21 protein-coding genes are annotated in these 20,206 nt (G+C 56.5%); 17 read left to right on the forward strand and 4 right to left on the reverse strand.

Going from position 1 to position 20,206, the window contains the following annotated elements; genetic code table 11:
• Window positions 1-181: 181 nt before the first annotated feature.
• A complete protein-coding gene (locus GS630_RS00925) occupies window positions 182-772 on the forward strand; it encodes a hypothetical protein (protein ID WP_171235800.1) in 591 nt (196 codons plus the stop codon).
• Window positions 773-796: 24 nt separating this feature from the next.
• On the opposite strand, the gene GS630_RS00930 is transcribed toward GS630_RS00925, so the two are convergent.
• The 4 genes from GS630_RS00930 to paaG are packed head-to-tail and all read right to left on the reverse strand — an operon-like array spanning window position 797 to window position 3,945.
• Window positions 797-1,393: a TetR/AcrR family transcriptional regulator gene (locus tag GS630_RS00930; RefSeq protein WP_171176628.1), complete on the reverse strand. Its 597-nt coding sequence runs from the start codon at window positions 1,391-1,393 to the stop codon at window positions 797-799.
• Window positions 1,394-1,396: 3 nt separating this feature from the next.
• On the reverse strand, window positions 1,397-2,707 hold the full coding sequence (gene paaK / locus GS630_RS00935; protein ID WP_171620838.1) for a phenylacetate--CoA ligase PaaK: 1,311 nt from the start codon (window positions 2,705-2,707) through the stop codon (window positions 1,397-1,399).
• A 24-nt stretch (window positions 2,708-2,731) separates the two neighbouring features.
• Window positions 2,732-3,157: a hydroxyphenylacetyl-CoA thioesterase PaaI gene (paaI, locus tag GS630_RS00940; protein ID WP_171176632.1), complete on the reverse strand. Its 426-nt coding sequence runs from the start codon at window positions 3,155-3,157 to the stop codon at window positions 2,732-2,734.
• Between the two features lie 2 nt (window positions 3,158-3,159).
• Window positions 3,160-3,945 carry a 2-(1,2-epoxy-1,2-dihydrophenyl)acetyl-CoA isomerase PaaG gene (gene paaG / locus GS630_RS00945; RefSeq protein WP_171711814.1) on the reverse strand — a complete coding sequence of 262 codons (786 nt, stop codon included), beginning with the start codon at window positions 3,943-3,945 and terminating at the stop codon, window positions 3,160-3,162.
• Between the two features lie 103 nt (window positions 3,946-4,048).
• Here paaG and GS630_RS00950 point away from each other — a divergent pair, with 103 nt between their 5' ends.
• The 16 genes from GS630_RS00950 to GS630_RS01025 all read left to right on the forward strand — a co-directional run bounded on the left by GS630_RS00950 (window position 4,049) and on the right by GS630_RS01025 (window position 20,205).
• Window positions 4,049-6,082 (forward strand): FAD-dependent oxidoreductase, encoded by a 2,034-nt coding sequence (locus GS630_RS00950; RefSeq protein ID WP_171620839.1) that lies wholly within the window; start codon window positions 4,049-4,051, stop codon window positions 6,080-6,082.
• A gap of 70 nt (window positions 6,083-6,152) precedes the next feature.
• Window positions 6,153-7,172, forward strand: a complete 1,020-nt coding sequence (locus GS630_RS00955) for a TRAP transporter substrate-binding protein (protein WP_171176638.1) — start codon at window positions 6,153-6,155, stop codon at window positions 7,170-7,172.
• Window positions 7,173-7,229: 57 nt separating this feature from the next.
• Window positions 7,230-7,733 carry a TRAP transporter small permease gene (locus tag GS630_RS00960; protein WP_171176640.1) on the forward strand — a complete coding sequence of 168 codons (504 nt, stop codon included), beginning with the start codon at window positions 7,230-7,232 and terminating at the stop codon, window positions 7,731-7,733.
• Window positions 7,733-9,085 (forward strand): TRAP transporter large permease, encoded by a 1,353-nt coding sequence (locus GS630_RS00965; protein WP_171095159.1) that lies wholly within the window; start codon window positions 7,733-7,735, stop codon window positions 9,083-9,085. The genes GS630_RS00960 and GS630_RS00965 overlap by 1 nt, the downstream gene beginning before the upstream one ends.
• A complete protein-coding gene (locus GS630_RS00970; protein ID WP_171620840.1) occupies window positions 9,085-10,272 on the forward strand; it encodes a cytochrome P450 in 1,188 nt (395 codons plus the stop codon). The genes GS630_RS00965 and GS630_RS00970 overlap by 1 nt, the downstream gene beginning before the upstream one ends.
• A 117-nt stretch (window positions 10,273-10,389) precedes the next feature.
• Window positions 10,390-12,420 (forward strand): phenylacetic acid degradation bifunctional protein PaaZ, encoded by a 2,031-nt coding sequence (gene paaZ / locus GS630_RS00975; RefSeq protein ID WP_171620841.1) that lies wholly within the window; start codon window positions 10,390-10,392, stop codon window positions 12,418-12,420.
• Between the two features lie 61 nt (window positions 12,421-12,481).
• Window positions 12,482-13,297 carry a PaaX family transcriptional regulator C-terminal domain-containing protein gene (locus GS630_RS00980; protein ID WP_171176648.1) on the forward strand — a complete coding sequence of 272 codons (816 nt, stop codon included), beginning with the start codon at window positions 12,482-12,484 and terminating at the stop codon, window positions 13,295-13,297.
• Window positions 13,298-13,518: 221 nt separating this feature from the next.
• A complete protein-coding gene (pcaF, locus tag GS630_RS00985; protein ID WP_171176650.1) occupies window positions 13,519-14,721 on the forward strand; it encodes a 3-oxoadipyl-CoA thiolase in 1,203 nt (400 codons plus the stop codon).
• 15 nt (window positions 14,722-14,736) lie between these two features.
• Complete coding sequence (paaA, locus tag GS630_RS00990) at window positions 14,737-15,714, forward strand: 1,2-phenylacetyl-CoA epoxidase subunit PaaA (protein WP_171620842.1); 978 nt, start codon at window positions 14,737-14,739, stop codon at window positions 15,712-15,714.
• Window positions 15,715-15,732: 18 nt separating this feature from the next.
• The gene (paaB, locus tag GS630_RS00995; protein ID WP_171620843.1) at window positions 15,733-16,017 is read left to right on the forward strand and encodes a 1,2-phenylacetyl-CoA epoxidase subunit PaaB; all 285 of its coding nucleotides are present in this window, start codon (window positions 15,733-15,735) and stop codon (window positions 16,015-16,017) included.
• The gene (gene paaC / locus GS630_RS01000) at window positions 16,017-16,784 is read left to right on the forward strand and encodes a 1,2-phenylacetyl-CoA epoxidase subunit PaaC (protein ID WP_171620844.1); all 768 of its coding nucleotides are present in this window, start codon (window positions 16,017-16,019) and stop codon (window positions 16,782-16,784) included. Before paaB ends, paaC begins: the two co-directional genes overlap by 1 nt.
• 6 nt (window positions 16,785-16,790) lie before the next feature.
• Entirely contained in the window at window positions 16,791-17,249 is a 459-nt protein-coding gene (paaD, locus tag GS630_RS01005) for a 1,2-phenylacetyl-CoA epoxidase subunit PaaD (protein ID WP_171176656.1), read from the forward strand.
• Between the two features lie 13 nt (window positions 17,250-17,262).
• Window positions 17,263-18,336: a 2Fe-2S iron-sulfur cluster-binding protein gene (locus GS630_RS01010; RefSeq protein WP_171620845.1), complete on the forward strand. Its 1,074-nt coding sequence runs from the start codon at window positions 17,263-17,265 to the stop codon at window positions 18,334-18,336.
• 13 nt (window positions 18,337-18,349) lie between these two features.
• Window positions 18,350-19,111: a Phenylacetic acid catabolic protein gene (locus GS630_RS01015; RefSeq protein ID WP_171176660.1), complete on the forward strand. Its 762-nt coding sequence runs from the start codon at window positions 18,350-18,352 to the stop codon at window positions 19,109-19,111.
• Window positions 19,112-19,355: 244 nt separating this feature from the next.
• Window positions 19,356-19,628 carry a PepSY domain-containing protein gene (locus tag GS630_RS01020; protein ID WP_171620846.1) on the forward strand — a complete coding sequence of 91 codons (273 nt, stop codon included), beginning with the start codon at window positions 19,356-19,358 and terminating at the stop codon, window positions 19,626-19,628.
• A 55-nt stretch (window positions 19,629-19,683) separates the two neighbouring features.
• Complete coding sequence (locus GS630_RS01025) at window positions 19,684-20,205, forward strand: LuxR C-terminal-related transcriptional regulator (RefSeq protein WP_171620847.1); 522 nt, start codon at window positions 19,684-19,686, stop codon at window positions 20,203-20,205.
• The last annotated feature ends 1 nt before the right edge of the window (window position 20,206 follow it).

Here is a 20,206-nt window from a genome sequence, read left to right on the forward strand (position 1 = left end):
TGTTGTCCATCAAGGGTTTCACAAAACCGGAACCAGAACCCTGCAAACGATGCTGTACAGGAACCGTTTCCGGTTAAAGACCCGAGTCAAAGCTCTAGTGCCACGGAATTTGAAAGACGCTGGCGTTGCCGCGCGCCGTTTTTCAGTGGTACCGGAAGAAAGAACGCTTGAAAAATTTCGCATGAAATTCCGTCAGGTTCTGCTGTCGTTGGATGGCCACTCTGACTTGCCGTTGCTGATCAGCAGCGAAGAGTTTGCAGGCATGATCCCGGGACGCAAGGGTGTGTGGTCCTATGCCCAAACGCACATCCTTGCCGAAGTTATCTGTGAGGAAATCAACAGACTCACAGACAACAAGGCGCGGATCACATTCTTTTACACGACCAGAGATACTGCTGATTGGATCAAAAGCGTGTATTGGCAGAACATTCGCGGAAACAGAATACAAGAAGACCTTTGCGAATATACTGAACTGCTGAACCCGGGCGCGGACCTTGATGGCGTGGTGGCTCGGGTCGCCGAGCATATGTCTTCACGAGCTGACGTTATCTCTCTGAACACCTCGGGTCTGAGCGATCGTTTGTTTCCCGTCACCAAGGTGCTTTCGATATTGAATGTACGGTCGGATGATCTGACACCCGTCCGCAACCTGAATGTTCAACCGGTTGGGGCCGCAGAACATTTCTTAGAACTGAACCGATCAGACATGACGGACGAGGATGTCATGATCGCAAAGCAAGCCTATCTGGATCGGTCTAAAGCCGCGACATAACGTTTTGTGTGCAGCGTTGTGCGCCTAAAGCTTTTGCACGCCATGCACTGTCAGCGTGCTGACCAGATCGGCATAGTCTTCGCGGGCTTTGGGGCCCGCGCCGGTATTCCACATATAATACCAGTTCAGCATCCCGAAGACCGACATCGTGGCACCGCGCAACTTGTCTTTGGCATCGTCGAAAGCTTCGGGAGACAACTCTTTGAGGATGTCGCGCACAAAATTCACCAAATCAAGCTGATAGCCCCGCAGGAGTTTCTGCTGCTCGTCTGTCAGCGCGCTCATGCCGCTGATCTGTACGCGGTGCTCGTCATCTGCGCCCTGATAAGCAAACAGGATTTCGCGCACCGCTGTGCGCAGCTTCTGCTCGGGGTTCAAACCGCTAAGATCCACGTTACAGATCCGATCTCTTAACTCGCGCAGGTATGTTTCAAGGATGTCATACAGGATGGCATCCTTGCTGTCGTAGTAGTGGTAGATGTTGGCCTTCGAGATACCGCATTCTTTGGCCAGCAATGTCATCGATGCGCGATCAAACCCCTGATCGGCAAACACTTTGGCCGCCATTTTCAGGATCTGCTCCCGCTTTTGGTCGTGGTCTTTGGCGATTGTTCGGGCCACGGTTTATTCCTTATCGCGATTGTCGACGACACGCTTCGCCTTGCCCTGAGAGCGTTCGACGTCGCCGGGGTCACCTACAACAATTTCCGTTGAAACGCCAACAACGTCCTTGATCCGCTTGGTCAGCATTCGCGCCGCCGCAGTTTTGGAGAGTTCATCGGTGGAATCGGTTGAGGATTCAACAAATACACGCATCGCATCCATGCGGCCCGACTTATACAATTCGATCTGATAATACGGGGCAAGACCCCCCGTCGCCATGACCTGTTCTTCGATCTGGCTGGGGAAGACGTTGACGCCACGCAGGATCATCATGTCGTCGCTGCGACCTGTTATCTTTGCCATCCGGCGCATGGAACGTGCAGTTCCCGGCAGCAGGCATGTCAGGTCGCGCGTGCGATAACGGATCATTGGCAGCCCTTCCTTGGTCAGGGTTGTGAACACCAATTCACCAGTTTCGCCATCGGGCAGGACCTCACCGGACACGGGGTCGATGATTTCCGGCAGGAAGTGATCCTCCCAGATCACCGGACCGTCTTTGGTTTCAACGCATTCATTGGCCACCCCAGGACCCATGATCTCGGACAGGCCATAGATATCGACCGCATGCATATCAAACGCGGCTTCGACCTCGGCCCGCATCGCATCAGTCCAGGGTTCAGCACCAAACACACCAACCTTCAAAGAGCTTTCTCGGGGGTCGAGACCGGCCTTGTGGAACTGCTCAAGGATATTGAGCATATAGGACGGCGTCACCATGATCCCGTCCGGTCTGAAATCGTTGATCAGGTTGACCTGCTTCTCGGTTTGCCCCCCGGACATGGGAACAACGGTCGCGCCAAGGCGTTCAATCCCATAATGGGCGCCCAACCCGCCGGTGAACAGCCCATAACCATAAGCATTGTGGACCATGTCGCCTTTGCGCAGTCCCGAAGCCCGCAGAGAGCGTGCGCCCAGATCCGCCCAGTTGTCGATGTCATTCTTGGTGTAACCCACCACGGTCGGTTTACCAGTCGTGCCCGAGGACGCGTGAAGACGAATGATCTCGCTGCGCGGAACTGCAAACAAGCCAAAAGGGTAATTGTCGCGCAGATCGTTTTTGTATGTGAACGGAAACTTCGAAAGGTCGGTCAGTTGCTGCAGATCGTCGGGATGCACACCGGCTTCGTCAAACCGCTGTTTGTACATCGCAACGTTTTCGTATGCGTGGCGTACGGACCACTTGAGCCGTTCAAGCTGTGTGGCGCGAATTTCGTCGATCGAGGCGATCTCGATCGGGTCAAGATCCGCTTTGTTTGGGGAAAGGTCTTCCATCGCGTCACTCCTCCAGTCGCGAAGCTATTCTTGAAAATTCTGACCGCCCACTGCGCGGGACATGCCGCGAAACTCGGCGATCAGAGTGTTGTCTTGGTTTGTGACGCGAACGTCATAGATACCGCTGCGTCCGGACACAGTGACCTCTGTCGCGGTGGCTGTCAGGCGGTCGCCTTTGCTTCCGGGAGCGAGGAAGCTGATCATTGTGTGTTGCGCGACGGTTGCCTTGTTTCGGCTATTGCAGGCAAAGGCAAAGGCGCTGTCGGCCAGAGCGTGGGTGACGCCCCCATGGCATGTGCCATGACCATTGCAGTGATGGCTGGCGACGGTCAGTGCCAGAACTGCGTGGCCTTCGTCAATCTCGACAAGCTCCATGCCGAACCATTTGCTTGCCTCGTCATTTGCCCACATTGCAGCGGCGGATTTTTCGGCGCGTTCCTTTGGTGTCATCGTCACCGCCCCTGAAAGTTTGGCGCGCGTTTTTCAAGGAAACTGGATACGCCTTCGGCATAATCCACGCTTTCCCCGCAGGTTTTCATCGCGTCCGCCTCAATCTCAAGCTGATCCGAAAGCGATGTGGTGGCCGCAGATTGAATGCATTGCTTTGTCAGGCCCAGCCCAAGTGTTGGGCCGTTCGCCAACTGCGCGGTAAGCGTGCGTGCCTCACTCATCAGTTGATCGTCGGGCAGTGTTTTCCAGATCAGTCCCCAATCCTCTGCCTGTTTGGCTGAAAGGGGTTGGGCGGTCAGAGCCAACCCCTTAGCGCGTGCTTCACCTAACAGGCGCGGCAAATGCCAACTGCCACCCGTATCCGGTATCAGGCCGACCTTGGAAAAGCTCTGAATGAATTTGGCACTTTCCCGAGCCACAACCATGTCACAGGCCAACGCAAGATTTGCACCTGCGCCTGCGGCGACTCCGTTTACGGCACAGATGACCGGGAACTCCAAGGACCGGATCAACCGGACCAGAGGCGCGTAAAACGTTCGTACCGTTTTGCTCAGATCCGGAGGGCCATCCATTTTGGATGGATCGCGATCGCCCAGGTCTTGACCTGCGCAGAACCCGCGCCCGGCACCGGTCAGCAGTATTGCGCGGGCCCCGTTGTCGCGTGCGGTCTTCAATGCGTCTTGCAGGGCCGCGTGCATGTCTTCATTGAACGCGTTCAACTTGTCTGGGCGGTTCAGGGTAATTTCAACCCAGTTCCCGTTGTTTTCTACAAGTATTGTATCGCTCATGACGTTCTCTTCCGGCCTCGTTCCAACTTAATCATTGCATTAACCGAACGGTTGGTCAATATATAAACCAGTACCGAATCTGGATCGATCAAAAGGGTTGTCGATGTTGCAGTCGTCGCTGGTAAGTGTTGAATTAAAGGGTGACGTGGCTTGGGTCACGGTCAACAACCCGCCAGTGAACGCGACCTCGACCGGTGTTCGACAGGGGCTGTCCGACGCGGTTGATGCGGTTCAGGGCGCGCGCGTGGCGGTGTTGTGTTGCGCTGGCAGGACCTTCATCGCTGGTGGTGACATGTCCGAGTTTGATGTGCCGCCGATTGAGCCGCATTTACCGGATGTTGTTCAGAAGATCGAAGACAGCAAAGTACCGTTTGTCGCCTGTATGCACGGCAACGTGCTGGGCGGCGGGTTTGAGATAGCGATGGCCTGTGCGTGGCGGATCGCAGCGCGGGATACCGGTTTTGGTTTGCCCGAGGTCAATGTGGGACTGATCCCCGGGGCAGGTGGCACGCAACGCTTGCCGCGTCTTGTGGGGATGCAAGCTGCAATTGACATGGCGTGTTCCGGCAAGATCATGAAAGCTGAAGCGCTGGCGGAAATCGGGGGCATTGATTTGATCGCCGACGACCTATTGGATGCAGTTTCGGGATTTGTTGCCGACTTGCCTGAACGTCCACTGCCTGTCAGTCAGCGCACTGTACCGGACTTTGCGCCCGATCTGTTTGAAACAAGCCGTCTGGCGTTGCGGAAACGCGCCAAAGGGCAGCCATCGCCGCTGGAAAACCTGAGCGCTCTCGGTTGGTCCGTTGAGCCATTCGCCGAGGGGCAACCGAAAGAACGCGCCCGCCACTTGGCTTTGCGCCAAAGCGCTGAAAGCAGGGCGCTACGTCACGCATTCTTTGCTGAACGCACCGTATCCAAGCCTGCTTTGATCAAGGGTTCTACAGCCCGTGACATCACTCGGATAGCTGTTGTCGGCGGTGGGCTGATGGGTGCAGGCATTGCGACGGCCGCGCTGAATGGCGGGCTGTCGGTCACTTTGATTGAGCAAAACGCTGAGGCTGCATCGGCCGCTCAGCAGCGGGTTGAATCTCTGCTGAACGGGGCCGTCAAACGGGGCAAGATTTCTGAAGCGCAGTTGCGTAATCGTCTGACAAGTTTTCAGGCTGCCGAGAGCTATGCCGTTGCTGCAGATGCCGAGTTGGCAATCGAGGCTGTATTTGAGGATTTGTCCGTCAAGCAATCGGTGTTTGCGGAGCTTGCCAGCCATATGCACCGGGATGCAATCCTGGCCACGAATACGTCCTACCTAGATCCGGTAGACATCTTTGAGGACGTAGAAAACAAGGCTCGCTGCATTGGCCTGCATTTCTTCAGCCCGGCCCATGTGATGAAGCTGCTTGAGATCGTACATACGCCTGATACGTCGCCCGAAGTTTTGGCCACAGGTTTCGCCTTGGGCGGAAAGCTGCGGAAAGTGTCGGTTCTTTCGGGTATCTGCGATGGATTCATAGGCAACCGCATGCTGGCGGCGTATCGGCGCGAGGCTGATTATCTTCTGGCCGATGGGGCGCTGCCTTATCAGGTGGATCAAGCGATGCGCGCGTTTGGGATGCCCATGGGACCTTATGAGCTGCAGGATCTGACCGGTCTTCAGATCGCCTGGGCCAACCGCAAGCGCAACGCCGAAACACGAAACCCTGATGAACGCTATGTCACCATCGCCGACCAATTGTGTGAGATGGGGCGGCTTGGCCAACGTACGGGCAAAGGATGGTACCGGTACGAAGATGGCAACCGTAAACCGGTCCGCGACCCGGAAGTTGAGGCGTTGATCGAAACCTACTCGGCCGAACAGGGCATAACCCGCCGAAGCTTTACAGAGCAGGACATTTCCTCGCGTATTTTAGCGGTTCTGGCCAACGAGGGCGCTTTAATCGTTCAGGAACGCATCGCGGAAAACGCGGAATCTGTCGATATGGTGCAAATCCATGGATATGGATTCCCGCGGTGGCGTGGCGGGCCAATGAACTACAGCAAGGAAATCGGCATCGCAATTTCGCGTGCAACGATGTTGACAGTTGCGAACGAAAACCCCGGCTCTTGGAGGATCGCGGACCATTCGGGGGATCTTTAATATGTTGATGGTTACAAAAGCGACCATTAACGCATTCTCGAGTCATGTTTCACAGGGAGGAGACAGAACCATGAAATTCACCAAGCTAAGCACATTATTGGCGTCGGCCGCGTTGGCCGTTTCGGGCACAGTGGCACTGGCTGCGGATTATACGCTGACCATTTCAAGCTGGGCGCCGCCGACCCATGGCATCAACGCCAAGATGTGGCCGAAATTCGTGGAGATGGTTGAAGAGGCGACAGACGGTAAGGTTACGGCAGAACTCAAGCTGGGCATTGCGCCGCCACCGGCGCAGATGGACTTGATCATGGATGGTGCAGCTGATGCGTCGATCATCTTCCATGGTTATCAACCCGGTCGTTTTGTCACCACCAAGATGATCGAACTGCCCGGATACGAGGGTTCGGCCGAGGACGCCTCGGTCGCTTATTGGCGCACATATGACAAGTTCCTCAAAGAGGCAGACGAACATCGCGGTGTGAAGGTGATCGCTCTGCACACGCATGGCCCTGCCCAGTTACATTCCAGCAGCCCTGTGACCACGCTGGATGAGGTGTCGGGCCTCAAGGTGCGTATCCCGGGTGGCGTTGGGGGGGACGTTGGCACGGCTCTGGGTGCGACCGGCATTCAGGTCCCTGCGCCGAAAGTCTATGAAACCCTGGCCTCGAAAGCTGCTGATGGGGTTGTGATGCCCTTTGAATCCCGCAAGGGCTTCAAGCTCACGGAAGTGGCACAGAATGTTTACGAAGTTCCAGGTGGTCTCTATCGCGGATCGTTTGCCTTCATCATGAACGAAGACACTTTTGCCGATCTGCCCGAAGATCTGCAGGCTGCTTTGGAAGAGAACGTCTTTGGTGAACCGCTGAGCCGCGAGATTGGCAAAATCTGGGACGAGATCGACGCCATCGGTCGCGAAGCAACCGAAACCACCGAGGGCAACGCGATCAACGCGGCATCTGCTGAAGATCTTGAGAAATTCAACACGATTGCCGTCGACGTGCGCGCCAAGGTCATTGACGAAGTCAACGACGCGGGCATCGACGCTCAAGCCGCTTATGACATGATCGTAAATGAAATGGCTTCGCAGTAATGCAGCCCGGCTGGCGGGCATGACCCGCCAGCCCTTTTCACCCGACGGGGACCAATCATGCACTCACTCGTGACCTTTGCGCGACGCATCAGTGTCGTTCCGACGCTGCTGGCCTGTGTGGCGCTGTTCATCCTGATGGTGATGACCTTTTTCGACGTTATCTTGCGTTCTGTCTTCAACGCGCCAATCGAGGCTGCGACTGAGCTGACACGTATTCTGATGGCGATCCTAGTCTTTTCGGTCCTGCCCATAATATCGGCCGGACGCGGACAGATCGCCGTGGACCTGACAGACGGGATTTTCGCACGTCTGCGGCTGAGCCGGGTGCGGGACGCGATTGTGTATCTGGTATCCGGCATCATGCTGATCTGGCCAATTCAGCGTGTCTGGGTGTTGGCAGAGCGGGCGCGGGACTACGGCGATGTCACCGAATACCTGTCGATTCCTGTCTTCTACGTGGGTTGGTTCATCGCTGCCTTCACCGCGATCACTGCTATCGCGATGATCATCACCGGGATTTTGCACATTTTTGCCCCCCAAGCCTTGTCGGAGCACTCCTGATGACTGCAGCTTTGATCGGTTTCGCCCTTGTCCTTGTTCTGGTGTTGCTGCGCCTGCCCATTGTCTTTGCGATGGGCCTCGTTGGGACGCTTGGCTTTGCATATGAACGCGGCGGCAGCATCCTGTCCGAACGTGGGTTGAAGGCTGCGATGTCCATGGTAGGCCGCCAGATCACTGATACGGCGCAGGATTACGGGCTGTCTGTTGTGCCGCTGTTCATCCTTATGGGCCTGTTCGTCAACAAGGGTGGCCTTGCGCGTGAACTTTATGCGGTATCGAATGCCTTCCTGGGCCATTTCCGCGGCGGCATCGCCATGGCCACGGTTGCAGCCTGTGGTGGGTTTTCTGCCATTTGTGGCTCGTCGCTGGCCACAGCGGCAACGATGTCGAAAGTCGCGATGCCGGAAATGCGCCGCTACGGTTACTCGGATGAGTTGTCGACGGCGTCGATTGCTGCGGGTGGAACACTGGGCATTCTGATCCCGCCATCGGTTATACTGGTGATCTATGGCCTTTTGACCGAAACCTCGATTGGCAAGCTTTTCGTTGCGGGAATAATTCCCGGCGTGTTGGGCATCCTGTTCTATCTGCTGGCGGTGCGTTGGACCGTTTGGCGCAGACCCGACGCCGGACCAGCAGGAGAGCGGCATGGCTGGGGTGAACGCCTTTCGGCTCTGCGCTCGGTCTGGGCCGTGTTACTGCTGTTCTTCCTTGTGATCGGCGGGTTGTACGGGGTGTTTGACTTCTATCCGCTGAACCTGACCTTCAGCCCGACCGAGGCAGCTGGCATGGGCGCAATGGGTGCCTTCCTGATTGCCCTGTCTCGGGGTGGGCTAACCCTTGGTTCCACCTTTGAGGTGTTGAAAGAGACCAGTTTCACCGCCGCGGCGCTGTTCTCGGTTCTGATCGGAGCTCAGATCTTTTCGAACTTCATCAACTTGGCCGGTCTGCCCGAAGCACTGATCGCTTTGGTGACGGCCTATGAGGTTGAGCCGTTTGTGGTGATCCTGATGATCCTCGGGATCTACATCATTCTGGGCTGTGTCTTTGAATCGCTGTCGATGCTGCTGCTGACAGTGCCGATCTTCTTCCCGCTGGTGACATCGCTGGGATATGATCCGATCTGGTTTGGCATCGTCGTCGTTGTCGTGACCGAGATCAGCCTGATCACTCCCCCAGTCGGTTTGAACGTGTTCATTCTGAAGGGAGTGGTGGGGGATGTCTCGACCGGGACCATCTTCAAGGGCGTCACGCCGTTTTGGGTTGCGGATATCTTCCGCCTGGCGCTGATCGTACTGGTGCCATGGCTGGTGCTGGTTTTGCCGGAACATATGGGGGCGATGGGTCACTGATGTTCTCGCTGACCGCACTTCCAACCGGTTTTCACGCAGACCCTTATCCGGCCTATGCTGCGCTGCGCGAAGACACGCCTATCTGCTTTCAAGCCGATGGGTCTGTCATCCTGTCGCGCTATGACGATCTGGATCTGGTGTATCGGGACACAAAACGTTTCATTTCGGACAAGAAGGCGGTTTTTGGGCCGAAATACGGGGTCGACAGCCCTTTATACGAACATCACACGACCAGTTTGGTGTTCAATGATCCGCCTTTGCACACCCGTGTGCGCAAAGTGATGGTCGGTGCGATGAACCCGCGGGCGCTGGCGCAGATGGAGCCCGGCCTGGTGCAGCTGGTCGACGGCTTGCTGGACCAGATGCAGACCAAGGGCTCTGTTGAGTTGATCGAGGATTTTGCGGGGGCCATCCCGATTGAGATCATCGGCAACTTACTGGGTATTCCCCGATCCGAGCGCGGCCCCCTGCGGGATTGGTCTCTGGCCATTTTGGGCGCTTTGGAGCCTCAGCTGACCCGGGAACAAGAAGACTGGGGCAATCGCGCGGTGTCTGACTTCAAGGCATTCCTGCGCCACATCATAGATGATCGTCGCGCTAATCCAGGTGACCCGTCAACGGACGTGCTGACACGATTGATGCAGGATGACACCGATGGCGGGTTGACCGAGGTCGAGCTGTACCAGAACTGCATTTTCATCCTGAACGCAGGGCACGAGACCACGACCAATCTGATCGGCAATGCGCTGGAGTTGCTGGACCGGCACCGTGACAAGCGTGCCGAGTTGCTGGCCGACCCAGAGCTTATAAACACCGCCGTGGACGAGTTTCTGAGAATGGAAAGCCCCAACCAATTCGGCAACCGTTTAACCGCCGAGGATATCGTCTTACACGGCCAAACCATTCCCGCCGGAACAGATATCCATCTTTGCATCGGAGCCGCCAACCGCGACCCGCGACAGTTTGCGCAGCCCGATGATGTGCTCCTGGACCGACGCCCCAATAAACACCACGCCTTTGCAGGTGGACCCCACACCTGCGTTGGCCTGACTTTGGCCCGTATGGAGGGCCGCGTGGCAGTCGGGCGGTTTCTGGCTCGCTTCCCGAATTATTGCATCACCGATGGTGCTGAACGCGGTGGCCGTATCCGGTTTCGGGGTTTCGCGCGATTGCCCGCGCAGGTTTGAAGAGTACGGTTTGTGGTGTTGTTGTGCAAAAATAACGACCGACCGTACGGTTAAAGATATGACCTCACACGTTCGAATAGATGATGTGAGGATCCAGACACTGATGAGGAGACGCTCATGACCATCCAACAGATATCCAGCTTTGTCGCCGGTGCATGGGTGCCGCCTGGTGCCGGGGCGCGCAATATTGCCAGCGCCGTAACGGGCGAGGTGATTGCAACTGCGGGCAACGCGGAACTGGACGTGCAAGGAATGCTGGACTATGCGCGCGACGTCGGTGGGCCGGCCCTGCGCAAGATGACCTTTCATGAGCGGGCCAAGATGCTCAAGGCGGTGTCGCTGCATCTGGGCCAGCACAAGCAGGCGCTCTATGATCTGTCTTTCAACACAGGCGCGACGCAGTCGGACCATATGATCGACATCGATGGCGGCATTGGCACGATGTTTGTCTTTGCCTCGAAGGGACGCCGGGAAATGCCGGACGGGCATGTCTATCTGGACGGTGATGTTGAGCAACTATCGCGCAACGGGACGTTTCTGGGCCAGCACATCTGCACCCCGTTGCACGGCGTGGCGGTTCACATAAATGCGTTTAACTTTCCGGTCTGGGGTATGTTGGAGAAACTGGCGCCAACTCTGTTGGCCGGTGTTCCGGCCATCGTTAAACCGGCGACGAATTCTTGCTACGTGACCGAGCTGTGTGTGCGGTTGATGTTGGACTCCGGTATTTTGCCCGCCGGGGCGCTTCAGTTGGTGTCGGGCGGTTTGGGCGACATGCTGGACCGTTTGACCCTGCAGGATGTGGTCAGCTTTACCGGCTCGGCAGATACGGCGTTGAAATTGCGATCCAACCCCGTGATCCTTGAAAACTCTGTGCGGTTTGTGGCGGAACAGGATAGCCTTAATTGCTCGATACTTGGTCCAGATGCCAAGCCGGGTACGCCTGAGTTCGACCTTTTCGTCAAAGAGGTCCAGCGCGAGATGACGGCGAAGGCTGGTCAGAAATGTACCGCAATCCGTCGGATCATCGCGCCAGAGGTGCAGGTGCAAGCCGTGATCGAGGCGTTGTCCGCGCGGCTGGCCAAAACCGTTATCGGCGACCCAAGGCTTGAAACCACCCGCATGGGCGCATTGGTCTCGAATGGTCAGAAACGTGACGTTCTGGAAAAGGCGACGATCATTGGCCAAGAGGCCGAGCGTGTCTTTGGCAACCCGGATGATTTTGCGGTCGATGGAGCAGATCCTGAAAAAGGGGCCTTCCTGCCGCCGATGCTTTACCATTGTGCCAACCCTGACGCGGCGCAGCGTGTACACGATACCGAAGCTTTTGGGCCGGTTAGCACGGTCATGGGCTATCGCGATCTCGACCATGCGATTGAACTGGCAAACCGGGGGCAAGGATCTTTGGTGGCGTCGGTCATCACGCATGATCCTGACGTGGCGCGTCAGGTCGCCATTGGGGCAGGGGCGTATCATGGGCGTTTGTACTTCAACAACCGTGACTCGATGAAAGAATCCACCGGTCACGGTTCACCTTTGCCTCATATGGTGCATGGCGGCCCCGGACGCGCTGGCGGCGGCGAAGAGATGGGCGGCGTGCGTGGTGTTAAACACTATATGCAACGGACCGCCATTCAGGGCTCACCTGATCTGTTGACCGCGATTGGAAACAGATGGGTGCCCGGCGCGACCGAGGTCAAAGGCCCCGCCCATCCGTTCACGCGCAGGTTTCATGACCTTGCGATTGGCGAGACCATCCACACGGAACCGCGCACCATAACAATGGAAGACATTGAACACTTCGCCACTTTCACAGGCGATACCTTCTATGCCCATATGGATCAGGCGGCGGCGGAGCGGAACCCGTTCTTTCCGGGTCGCGTCGCCCATGGCTATTTGTTGCTGTCATTTGCCGCTGGATTGTTTGTCGAACCAAATGAAGGGCCGGTGCTGGCCAATACCGGTCTGGATGGGTTGCGTTTTATGAAGCCGGTTGAAGCCGGTGACAGCATCAAAGTGCGCCTGACGGTCAAGGCCAAAACTAAGCGCAATGACGAATATGGCGAAGTTCGTTGGCACGTCACGCTGACTCAGCAAGATGACGAACAGGTCGCAGAATATGAGCTATTGACGATGGTTGCTTACTAGCCACTTGGATGCTTGCGATGGGCCGGATGGTAATTCCCTTCGGCCCGATTATACTTCGTGTATGAAAGACATCAGCCCTGATTGGTTCGAAACCTGTGTCAGTCAACTGACCAACACCGGCACACAGCGGGTGTGGTCAGTGCTGGTTACGATATTTGGAGATTTGGCGCCCAGCGGATCGGACCGGGTCAGTGGCAGCTTGATCACGGCGCTCACCAGTCTGGCCGGAATCAAGTCTGAGGCGACGCGTGTTGCACTACATCGGCTGCGGAAAGAAGGTTGGATCGAAAGTACGCGGGTGGGGCGCACCAGCGTGCACCGCTTGACGGATTTTGGTCGCAGCCAAAGTGCCGCCGCCGCGCCGCGTATCTATTCCCGTGAGACCGACAAGCCGGACATCTGGCATGTGCTGATCGCCAGCGGTTCTGAAAGTTCCCGCAAAGAACTGTCAGATCTGATGCTCATTGGTGACTATATCTCAGTCAATGCCTCTACGGCCATGGCACCGGGCCCGGCCCCTGATGGGCTGGAAGACCTGCTGGGGATTGAAAGCAGTGCCATATCAGTGCCCGATTGGATGCGAGATTTGTGTGGGCCTGAACCTCTGAAAGACGCTTACAGTCAGTTCTGGACCACTCTTCAGTTCGTCGAGCATCATTTGCCCACCAAGGGGATGGAAGACCCCCTGCAAACTGCCGTTCTGCGTGTTCTGATCGTTCATGGGTGGCGGCGGCTTATCCTACGCCATCCCCCTTTGCCACCTGCCTTTCTGCCAGAAGACTGGAAAGGTGCGGAGTGCCGACAGTCCGTGGTGCAGCTGTTAGACAGGTTGCCTCGCCCGAACCTTGCGTCGCTGGAAGCCGTTTTAGACGATTGATTCCGAGCGGGACGTGAGCGTCGCCCGGTCAGCTAAGTATTGTTTGGATCACCGCCTTAGGCGGCCCCGAATATCGCAACGATAAAGTTCTGACTTTATATGTTACAAAAATGGTGAACGTGGTCAAAGAAAGGTAACATAAAGCTTGCCTCGAATCGGTTACTTTAATAAAAACCGACCAGACGGTTAATGAATACTGACGCGAACAGGAGACCTCGGACATGGACGCATTCATTTGCGACGCGACGCGTACACCGATTGGGCGGTATGGCGGAGCGCTGTCTTCGGTTCGCACGGATGATCTTGCGGCTTTGCCACTGGCGGCGTTGAAAGAACGCAACCCTCAGGTCGATTGGGCCAGTGTCGACGATGTGATCTATGGTGATGCCAATCAGGCCGGAGAGAGCAACAGGAACGTTGCGCGAATGGCGGCCTTGTTGGCCGGGTTGCCAATCGACGTTCCGGGAACAACGGTAAACCGTCTTTGCGCCAGCGGTATGGATGCCGTTGGAATGGCAGCCCGTGGCATCAAGGCAGGCGATTACGATCTGGCCATTGCGGGGGGCGTGGAAAGCATGTCCCGCGCACCGTTTGTGATGCCCAAGGCAACTTCGGCGTTCACTCGCAACAACGCGGTGCACGACACCACGATCGGATGGCGTTTCGTGAACCCGAAGATGAAGCAGGACTACGGCGTGGATTCCATGCCGCAGACTGCCGACAACGTGGCTGAGGACTATGGCATCAGTCGTGAAGATCAGGATGCCTTTGCTGCACGCAGCCAGGCCCGGTGGGCGGCCGCTCATGCGGCGGGTGTTTTCGGCGATGAAATCACTCCGGTTTCGGTGCCACAGCGAAAAGGCGACCCGATCATTGTGGATACGGATGAACACCCGCGTCCGGGAACCACAGCAGAAAAGCTGTCGGGTCTCAAAGGGGTGAACGGACCGGAAAAGACCGTCACAGCGGGCAATGCTTCAGGTGTAAATGATGGCGCGGCAGCCATTCTGATGGCGAATGAGACGGCGGCGGTCAAGAATGGTCTGACCCCGATGGCCCGTGTGGTGGGCATGTCGGTTGCGGGTGTTGCGCCGCGTGTCATGGGCATCGGCCCGGTGCCCGCCAGCCGCAAGGTTCTGGCCCGAGCAGGGTTGAGCATCGAACAGATGGACGTGATCGAGTTGAATGAGGCGTTTGCCTCTCAGGGCCTTGCCACCCTGCGCGAGTTGGGCCTGCCGGACGATGCGTCCCACGTGAACCCCAATGGAGGGGCCATCGCTTTGGGCCACCCACTGGGCATGAGCGGCGCGCGTCTGGTGCTGACTGCAGCCTATCAATTGAAGCGAACCGGGGGTCGCTATGCGCTCTGCACCATGTGTGTGGGCGTCGGGCAGGGCGCGGCCCTCATTCTTGAACGCGTGTAACGGAGGAGACGGGACATGTATGCTCAGATGGTTAAATCCGAAGCATCAAACGAAGATCCGGAGAAACTGGCAGAGTTCCAGGCGCGGATTGATGCCGATATCAAGATCGAACCAAAAGATTGGATGCCTCAGGCTTATCGCAAGACCCTGATCCGTCAGATCGGTCAGCACGCGCATTCTGAAATCGTAGGTCAACTGCCCGAAGGCAACTGGATCACCCGCGCACCGACACTGGAGCGCAAGGCGATCCTGTTGGCCAAGGTGCAGGATGAGGCCGGGCATGGGCTCTACTTGTATTGCGCGGCTGAAACGCTGGGCGTTAGCCGAGATGAGTTGACCGAGATGCTGCTGGACGGGCGTATGAAATACTCGTCGATCTTCAACTACCCAACGCTGAACTGGGCCGATATTGGCGCGGTAGGCTGGCTGGTGGATGGGGCGGCTATCATGAACCAAGTTCCGCTGCAGCGGACATCTTTCGGACCATACTCGCGCGCGATGATCCGTATCTGCAAGGAAGAGAGCTTCCATCAGCGGCAAGGTTACGACGCGATCCGCAAAATGGCCGAAGGTACGCCCGAGCAGCGCAAGATGGCGCAGGATGCAATGAACCGCTTCTGGTATCCGTCGCTGATGATGTTTGGCCCGTCTGACAAGGACTCGGTTCATTCTGCCCAGTCGATGGCGTGGAAAATCAAGATCAATACGAATGACGAACTGCGCCAGAAATTCGTCGACCAGACCGTGCCGCAGGCCGAGTATCTGGGCCTGACCATTCCCGACCCAGACCTGAAATGGAACGAAGAACGCGGGCACTATGATTTCTCAGAACCTGACTGGTCGGAATTCTTCGACGTGATCAAGGGCAATGGCCCGTGCAACGTGGATCGTCTCGCTGCACGCAACAAGGCCTGGGATGACGGGAAATGGGTGCGGGACGGTCTTTTGGCGCACGCCCGCAAGAAGCAATCCGGCAATCTGGCAGCAGAGTGAACCCAAGGAGGAAACCCGATGAATAACGAATGGCCCCTGTGGGAAATCTTTATCCGCGGCCAACACGGTATGAGCCACCGACATGTTGGATCGCTGCACGCCCCGGACGCCAAAATGGCAATCAAGAACGCGCGCGATGTTTACACACGCCGCAACGAAGGTGTTTCGATTTGGGTTGTCGAGGCAAACAACATCTCGGCCTCATCGCCCAGTGATAAAGGCCCGCTGTACGAACCCAGCGAAAGCAAAGTGTACCGCCATCCAACTTTCTTCGATATCCCCGAAGAAGTGGGGGCGATGTAATGAGTGTTTCGGTTTCCAACGACGCTTTGCATCAATTCCTGCTGCGGATGGGGGACAATACGCTGATCCTTGGCCACCGGGTCAGCGAGTGGTGCGGGCACGCGCCGGTTCTGGAGGAAGACATCGCGCTGGCCAACACTGCGTTGGATCTGATCGGACAGACCCAGATGTGGCTTGGTCTTGCGGGCGAGATTGATGGTGGCAAAAGCGCTGACGATCTGGCCTTTCTGCGCGACGCTTGGGATTTCCGCAATGTACTGCTTGTCGAGGTTCCCAACGGCGATTTCGGTCGTACACTGATGCGTCAGTTTCTGTTTGACGCATGGCATTCGATTATGCTGGGGCGCTTGATGACATCCGCGGATGATCGTGTCGCTGCCATTGCCGCCAAAGCCAGCAAAGAGGTTGCCTATCACCTCGAACGCTCGGGCGGCACCGTAGTGGGGCTGGGCGACGGGACAGAGGAAAGCCATGCCCGTATGCAGGAAGCTCTCGATTATCTGTGGCCCTATGTCGGTGAGATGTTCGCAAGCGATGAAGTCGACGCCCAGATGGTCGCCGCAGGTATCGCACCCAATCCGACTGACTTGCGAGAAGAATATGACGCTTTGGTCGGAAGGATACTGACCCAGGCAACACTGAGCATTCCAGAAAGCCAGTTTGCCCATAAGGGCGGGCGTGACGGGCGCATGCATACCGAGCATCTGGGTCATCTGCTGACGCAGATGCAATGGCTGCAACGCGCCTATCCCGGAGCCAAGTGGTGAGAGCGGATGCAATCCTCGACTGATCAGATCTGGAGTTGGTTGGATGCTGTTCCCGATCCCGAGATACCGGTGATCTCGGTCGTGGATCTGGGAATCGTTCGCGGTGTGCGTTGGGACGCCGGAACGTTGGTTGTGACCGTCACACCAACGTACTCAGGCTGTCCGGCGACTTCCGTCATCAGCATGGATATCGAAACCGCGCTGCGAGACCATGGGATCAGCGAAGTGAGGATCGAAACCAGCATTTCGCCCGCCTGGACCACCGATTGGCTAAGTGAAAAAGGCCGCGCCAAGCTGGAAGACTATGGCATTGCGCCACCGCAACCGGCGGGCGGGCCAGAACGGTGTCCGCATTGCGGCAGCAAGGCTGTTGAAAAAGTCAGCCAGTTCGGCTCGACCCCATGCAAGGCCCACTGGCGCTGCACTGACTGCCTGGAACCTTTTGACTATTTCAAGTGCATCTGAGGAGGAGTACCGGATGGCACGTTTTCATGACCTGAAAGTCACCGACATCCACAAAACCATCCGCGATGCGGTTGTTGTGACGCTTGAGCCTGTGAATGGCGCAGCGGAACAGTTCGATTTCACCGCGGGTCAATACCTGACCTTCCGGCGTGATTTTGACGGCGAAGAACTGCGCCGCTCGTATTCGATCTGCGCGGGAAAGGATGACGGCGTTCTTCAAGTTGGCATTAAACGCGTCGAAGGTGGTGCTTTCTCAAGCTGGGCCAACGCAGAGTTGAGCGTTGGTGACGTTGTTCAAGCGATGCCGCCTATGGGCAGCTTTCACGTGCCAATCGAAGCGGGCGCGGAAAAACAATACCTCGGCTTTGCTGGCGGATCGGGGATTACACCCGTCCTTTCGATTCTGAAAACAACGCTGGCGCGTGAACCCAAGTCCCGCTTCACGCTGATCTACGCCAACAAGGGCATCAACTCAATCATGTTCCGAGAGGAGCTGGAGGACCTGAAAAACCTCTATATGGGTCGCCTGAACGTGATCCATATTCTTGAGACCGACGCGCAGGAGATTGATCTGTTCACCGGGCTTGTAACGCAGGAAAAATGCGGCGAGTTGTTTGAACACTGGATCGACATCAAAAACGTGGATACGGCCTTTATCTGTGGGCCTGAGCCGATGATGCTGGGGATTGCCGCCGCGCTGCGCGAGCATGGGCTTGAGGACAGCCAGATCAAGTTCGAGCTTTTTGCCAGCGCCCAACCTGGCCGGGCAAAGCGCACGGCAAACATGGCAGAGACGGGCACGCAGGCGAACCAGACCAGCGCTTCGATCACGCTTGACGGCTCTACCCAAACCGTGACCCTGCCCAAGGATCAATCCATTTTGGACGCAGCCTTGGAAAACGCCATGGACGCGCCATACGCGTGTAAGGCCGGGGTTTGTTCTACCTGCCGTTGCCGCGTGATCGAGGGGGAGGTCGAGATGCTCGCCAATCATGCGCTCGAAGACTACGAGGTCGAAAAGGGCTATGTGCTGAGCTGTCAGGCTTATCCGGTGACCGACCGTGTGGCCGTGGACTACGACCAGTAAAGGGAGAGGATCAATGACCGAAGCCATGACACTCGACAGCTACCTGGCCGCAGGCGGGGTACTAACCAACCCGACTAATGTGCCGCCACGCTACCGCGCCGAACTGATGAAGCTGATGGCTACCTTTGTGGACAGCGAATTGGCAGGCGCCGCGGGTTTTGCGGATATCATCAATCATGGGCCGGGCATCAAGGAACGGATCGCGGCAGCAAAAATAGTGCTTGAGAAAACCGATCATGCAGATCGCGTTCTTAAAATAATGGGCGAGTTTGGCGCAGATACCGAACGATACGCCACGCACCATCCATGGACCGCGCGACTGGATCGCGATGACGATATCGGCGCAACGCGCAGCGCGCATGACATGCGGCTTGCTGTGTTCAACTATCCGATCTCGGGCTGGACCGACGCTGTGATCATGAACCTTTTGATGAGCCGCGCTGTGGCCGAGCAGCTGGACGAATTTTCGACTGTTTCTTATCAGCCTCTCGCAGAAGTCTTTCGTCAAATCGCCCCTGTCGAAGCGCATCACGGCACCCTGGCGCTAGAAGGTGCCATGAAGCTGGCAGAAGGCGGAGAGGCCAGGCAGATGCAAAGCGCTGTGGATTATTGGTGGCCGCGTGTTGCACTGTCTTTCGGTGGCGATGATCCGAAACGGTTCGCGTTTCTGACATCGATCGGTTTGCGCCACACCCAAAACAGTGCCCTACGCGAGCGCTGGATCAAATCCGCAAGCGCGGTCGTTGAACAACTGGGTCTGTCCACCCCAGCGTAAGACTTGACGAACCTGAATTCGGCCCCTGTTTCAAACGGGGGCTTTTTTTCTTGATATTCATAGCTTTTTTATTTTTTCGAAGTTTCTCAACGGTTTTTGTAACCTTAGGCCGGGCATTTTCGCATAAACCTTTGGCCTAAGCCGGTTGAATTCTGCCAAAAGTCCAATTTTGTTGTTCCTGCAAGCCGCACAGATCAGGGCAACCGCAGTCTCGCGGTGGCTGATATCCATGAAAGGAATGCAAATGAACAAATTTGGTAAACTGGCAGTGTTGGCGGCTTGTGTAACTCCTGGCTTGGCGATGGCGCAGATCAATATAGGCCATGTGCTTGGGTCCTCAGAAGCTGACATTCGTTCGGCGTTGGAGGCCCAAGGATATACCATTTCCGAGGTGGAAACCGAACAGGACGAGATCGAGATCTATGCCTTCCTTAACGGCAAGAACTACGAGATCGAAGTTTCTCCCGAAACCGGTGCGGTTATTGCAATCGAACTAGACGACGAGGACGACAGCTGACATGAAGGGGCGTGTCCGGCTTTGGACGCGCCCCGCATAATCCGAAAGCCAAACTATGACACGTGCCACACTCTTATGGTCCTTATTCGCGGTGCAAGCTCTTTGCAGCGTTTATTTTCTTTTGGATATCGTGTTGGATTTCTGGCCCAATTCCTCGTTCTTTCTGGCGGAAAGTGATCTTGTTGAACTTTTGGTCACGGTTGCACTGATTGGTGGTTTGGCCTTCACTACTATCGAGCTGCGCAGCATGCTGAACCGTCAGTCCAAGCTTGAGGATCAAATGAAAGTCGCCTCGGGCGCGTTCGGTGAGGTGCTTGAGGCGCGGTTTCAGTCATGGTCATTGACGCAGGCAGAGCGGGATGTCGGTATTCTGGCAATCAAGGGATTTGCGATTGCGGAAATCGCCGAAATCCGGGACACGAAACAAGGTACGATCAAGGCACAATGTGCTTCAATTTACCGAAAGGCCGGAGTATCAGGCCGCCTTCAACTTTTGAGCCTTTTTGTTGATGACTTGCTTGCCGACAACCTGATCGCGACTCCAACTCACCAAGCGCGCGAGAAGGATGTAAGCTGAC

Origin of the sequence: Ruegeria sp. HKCCD7303 (assembly GCF_013111185.1) — a bacterium.
Taxonomy (GTDB): Bacteria; Pseudomonadota; Alphaproteobacteria; order Rhodobacterales; family Rhodobacteraceae; genus Ruegeria.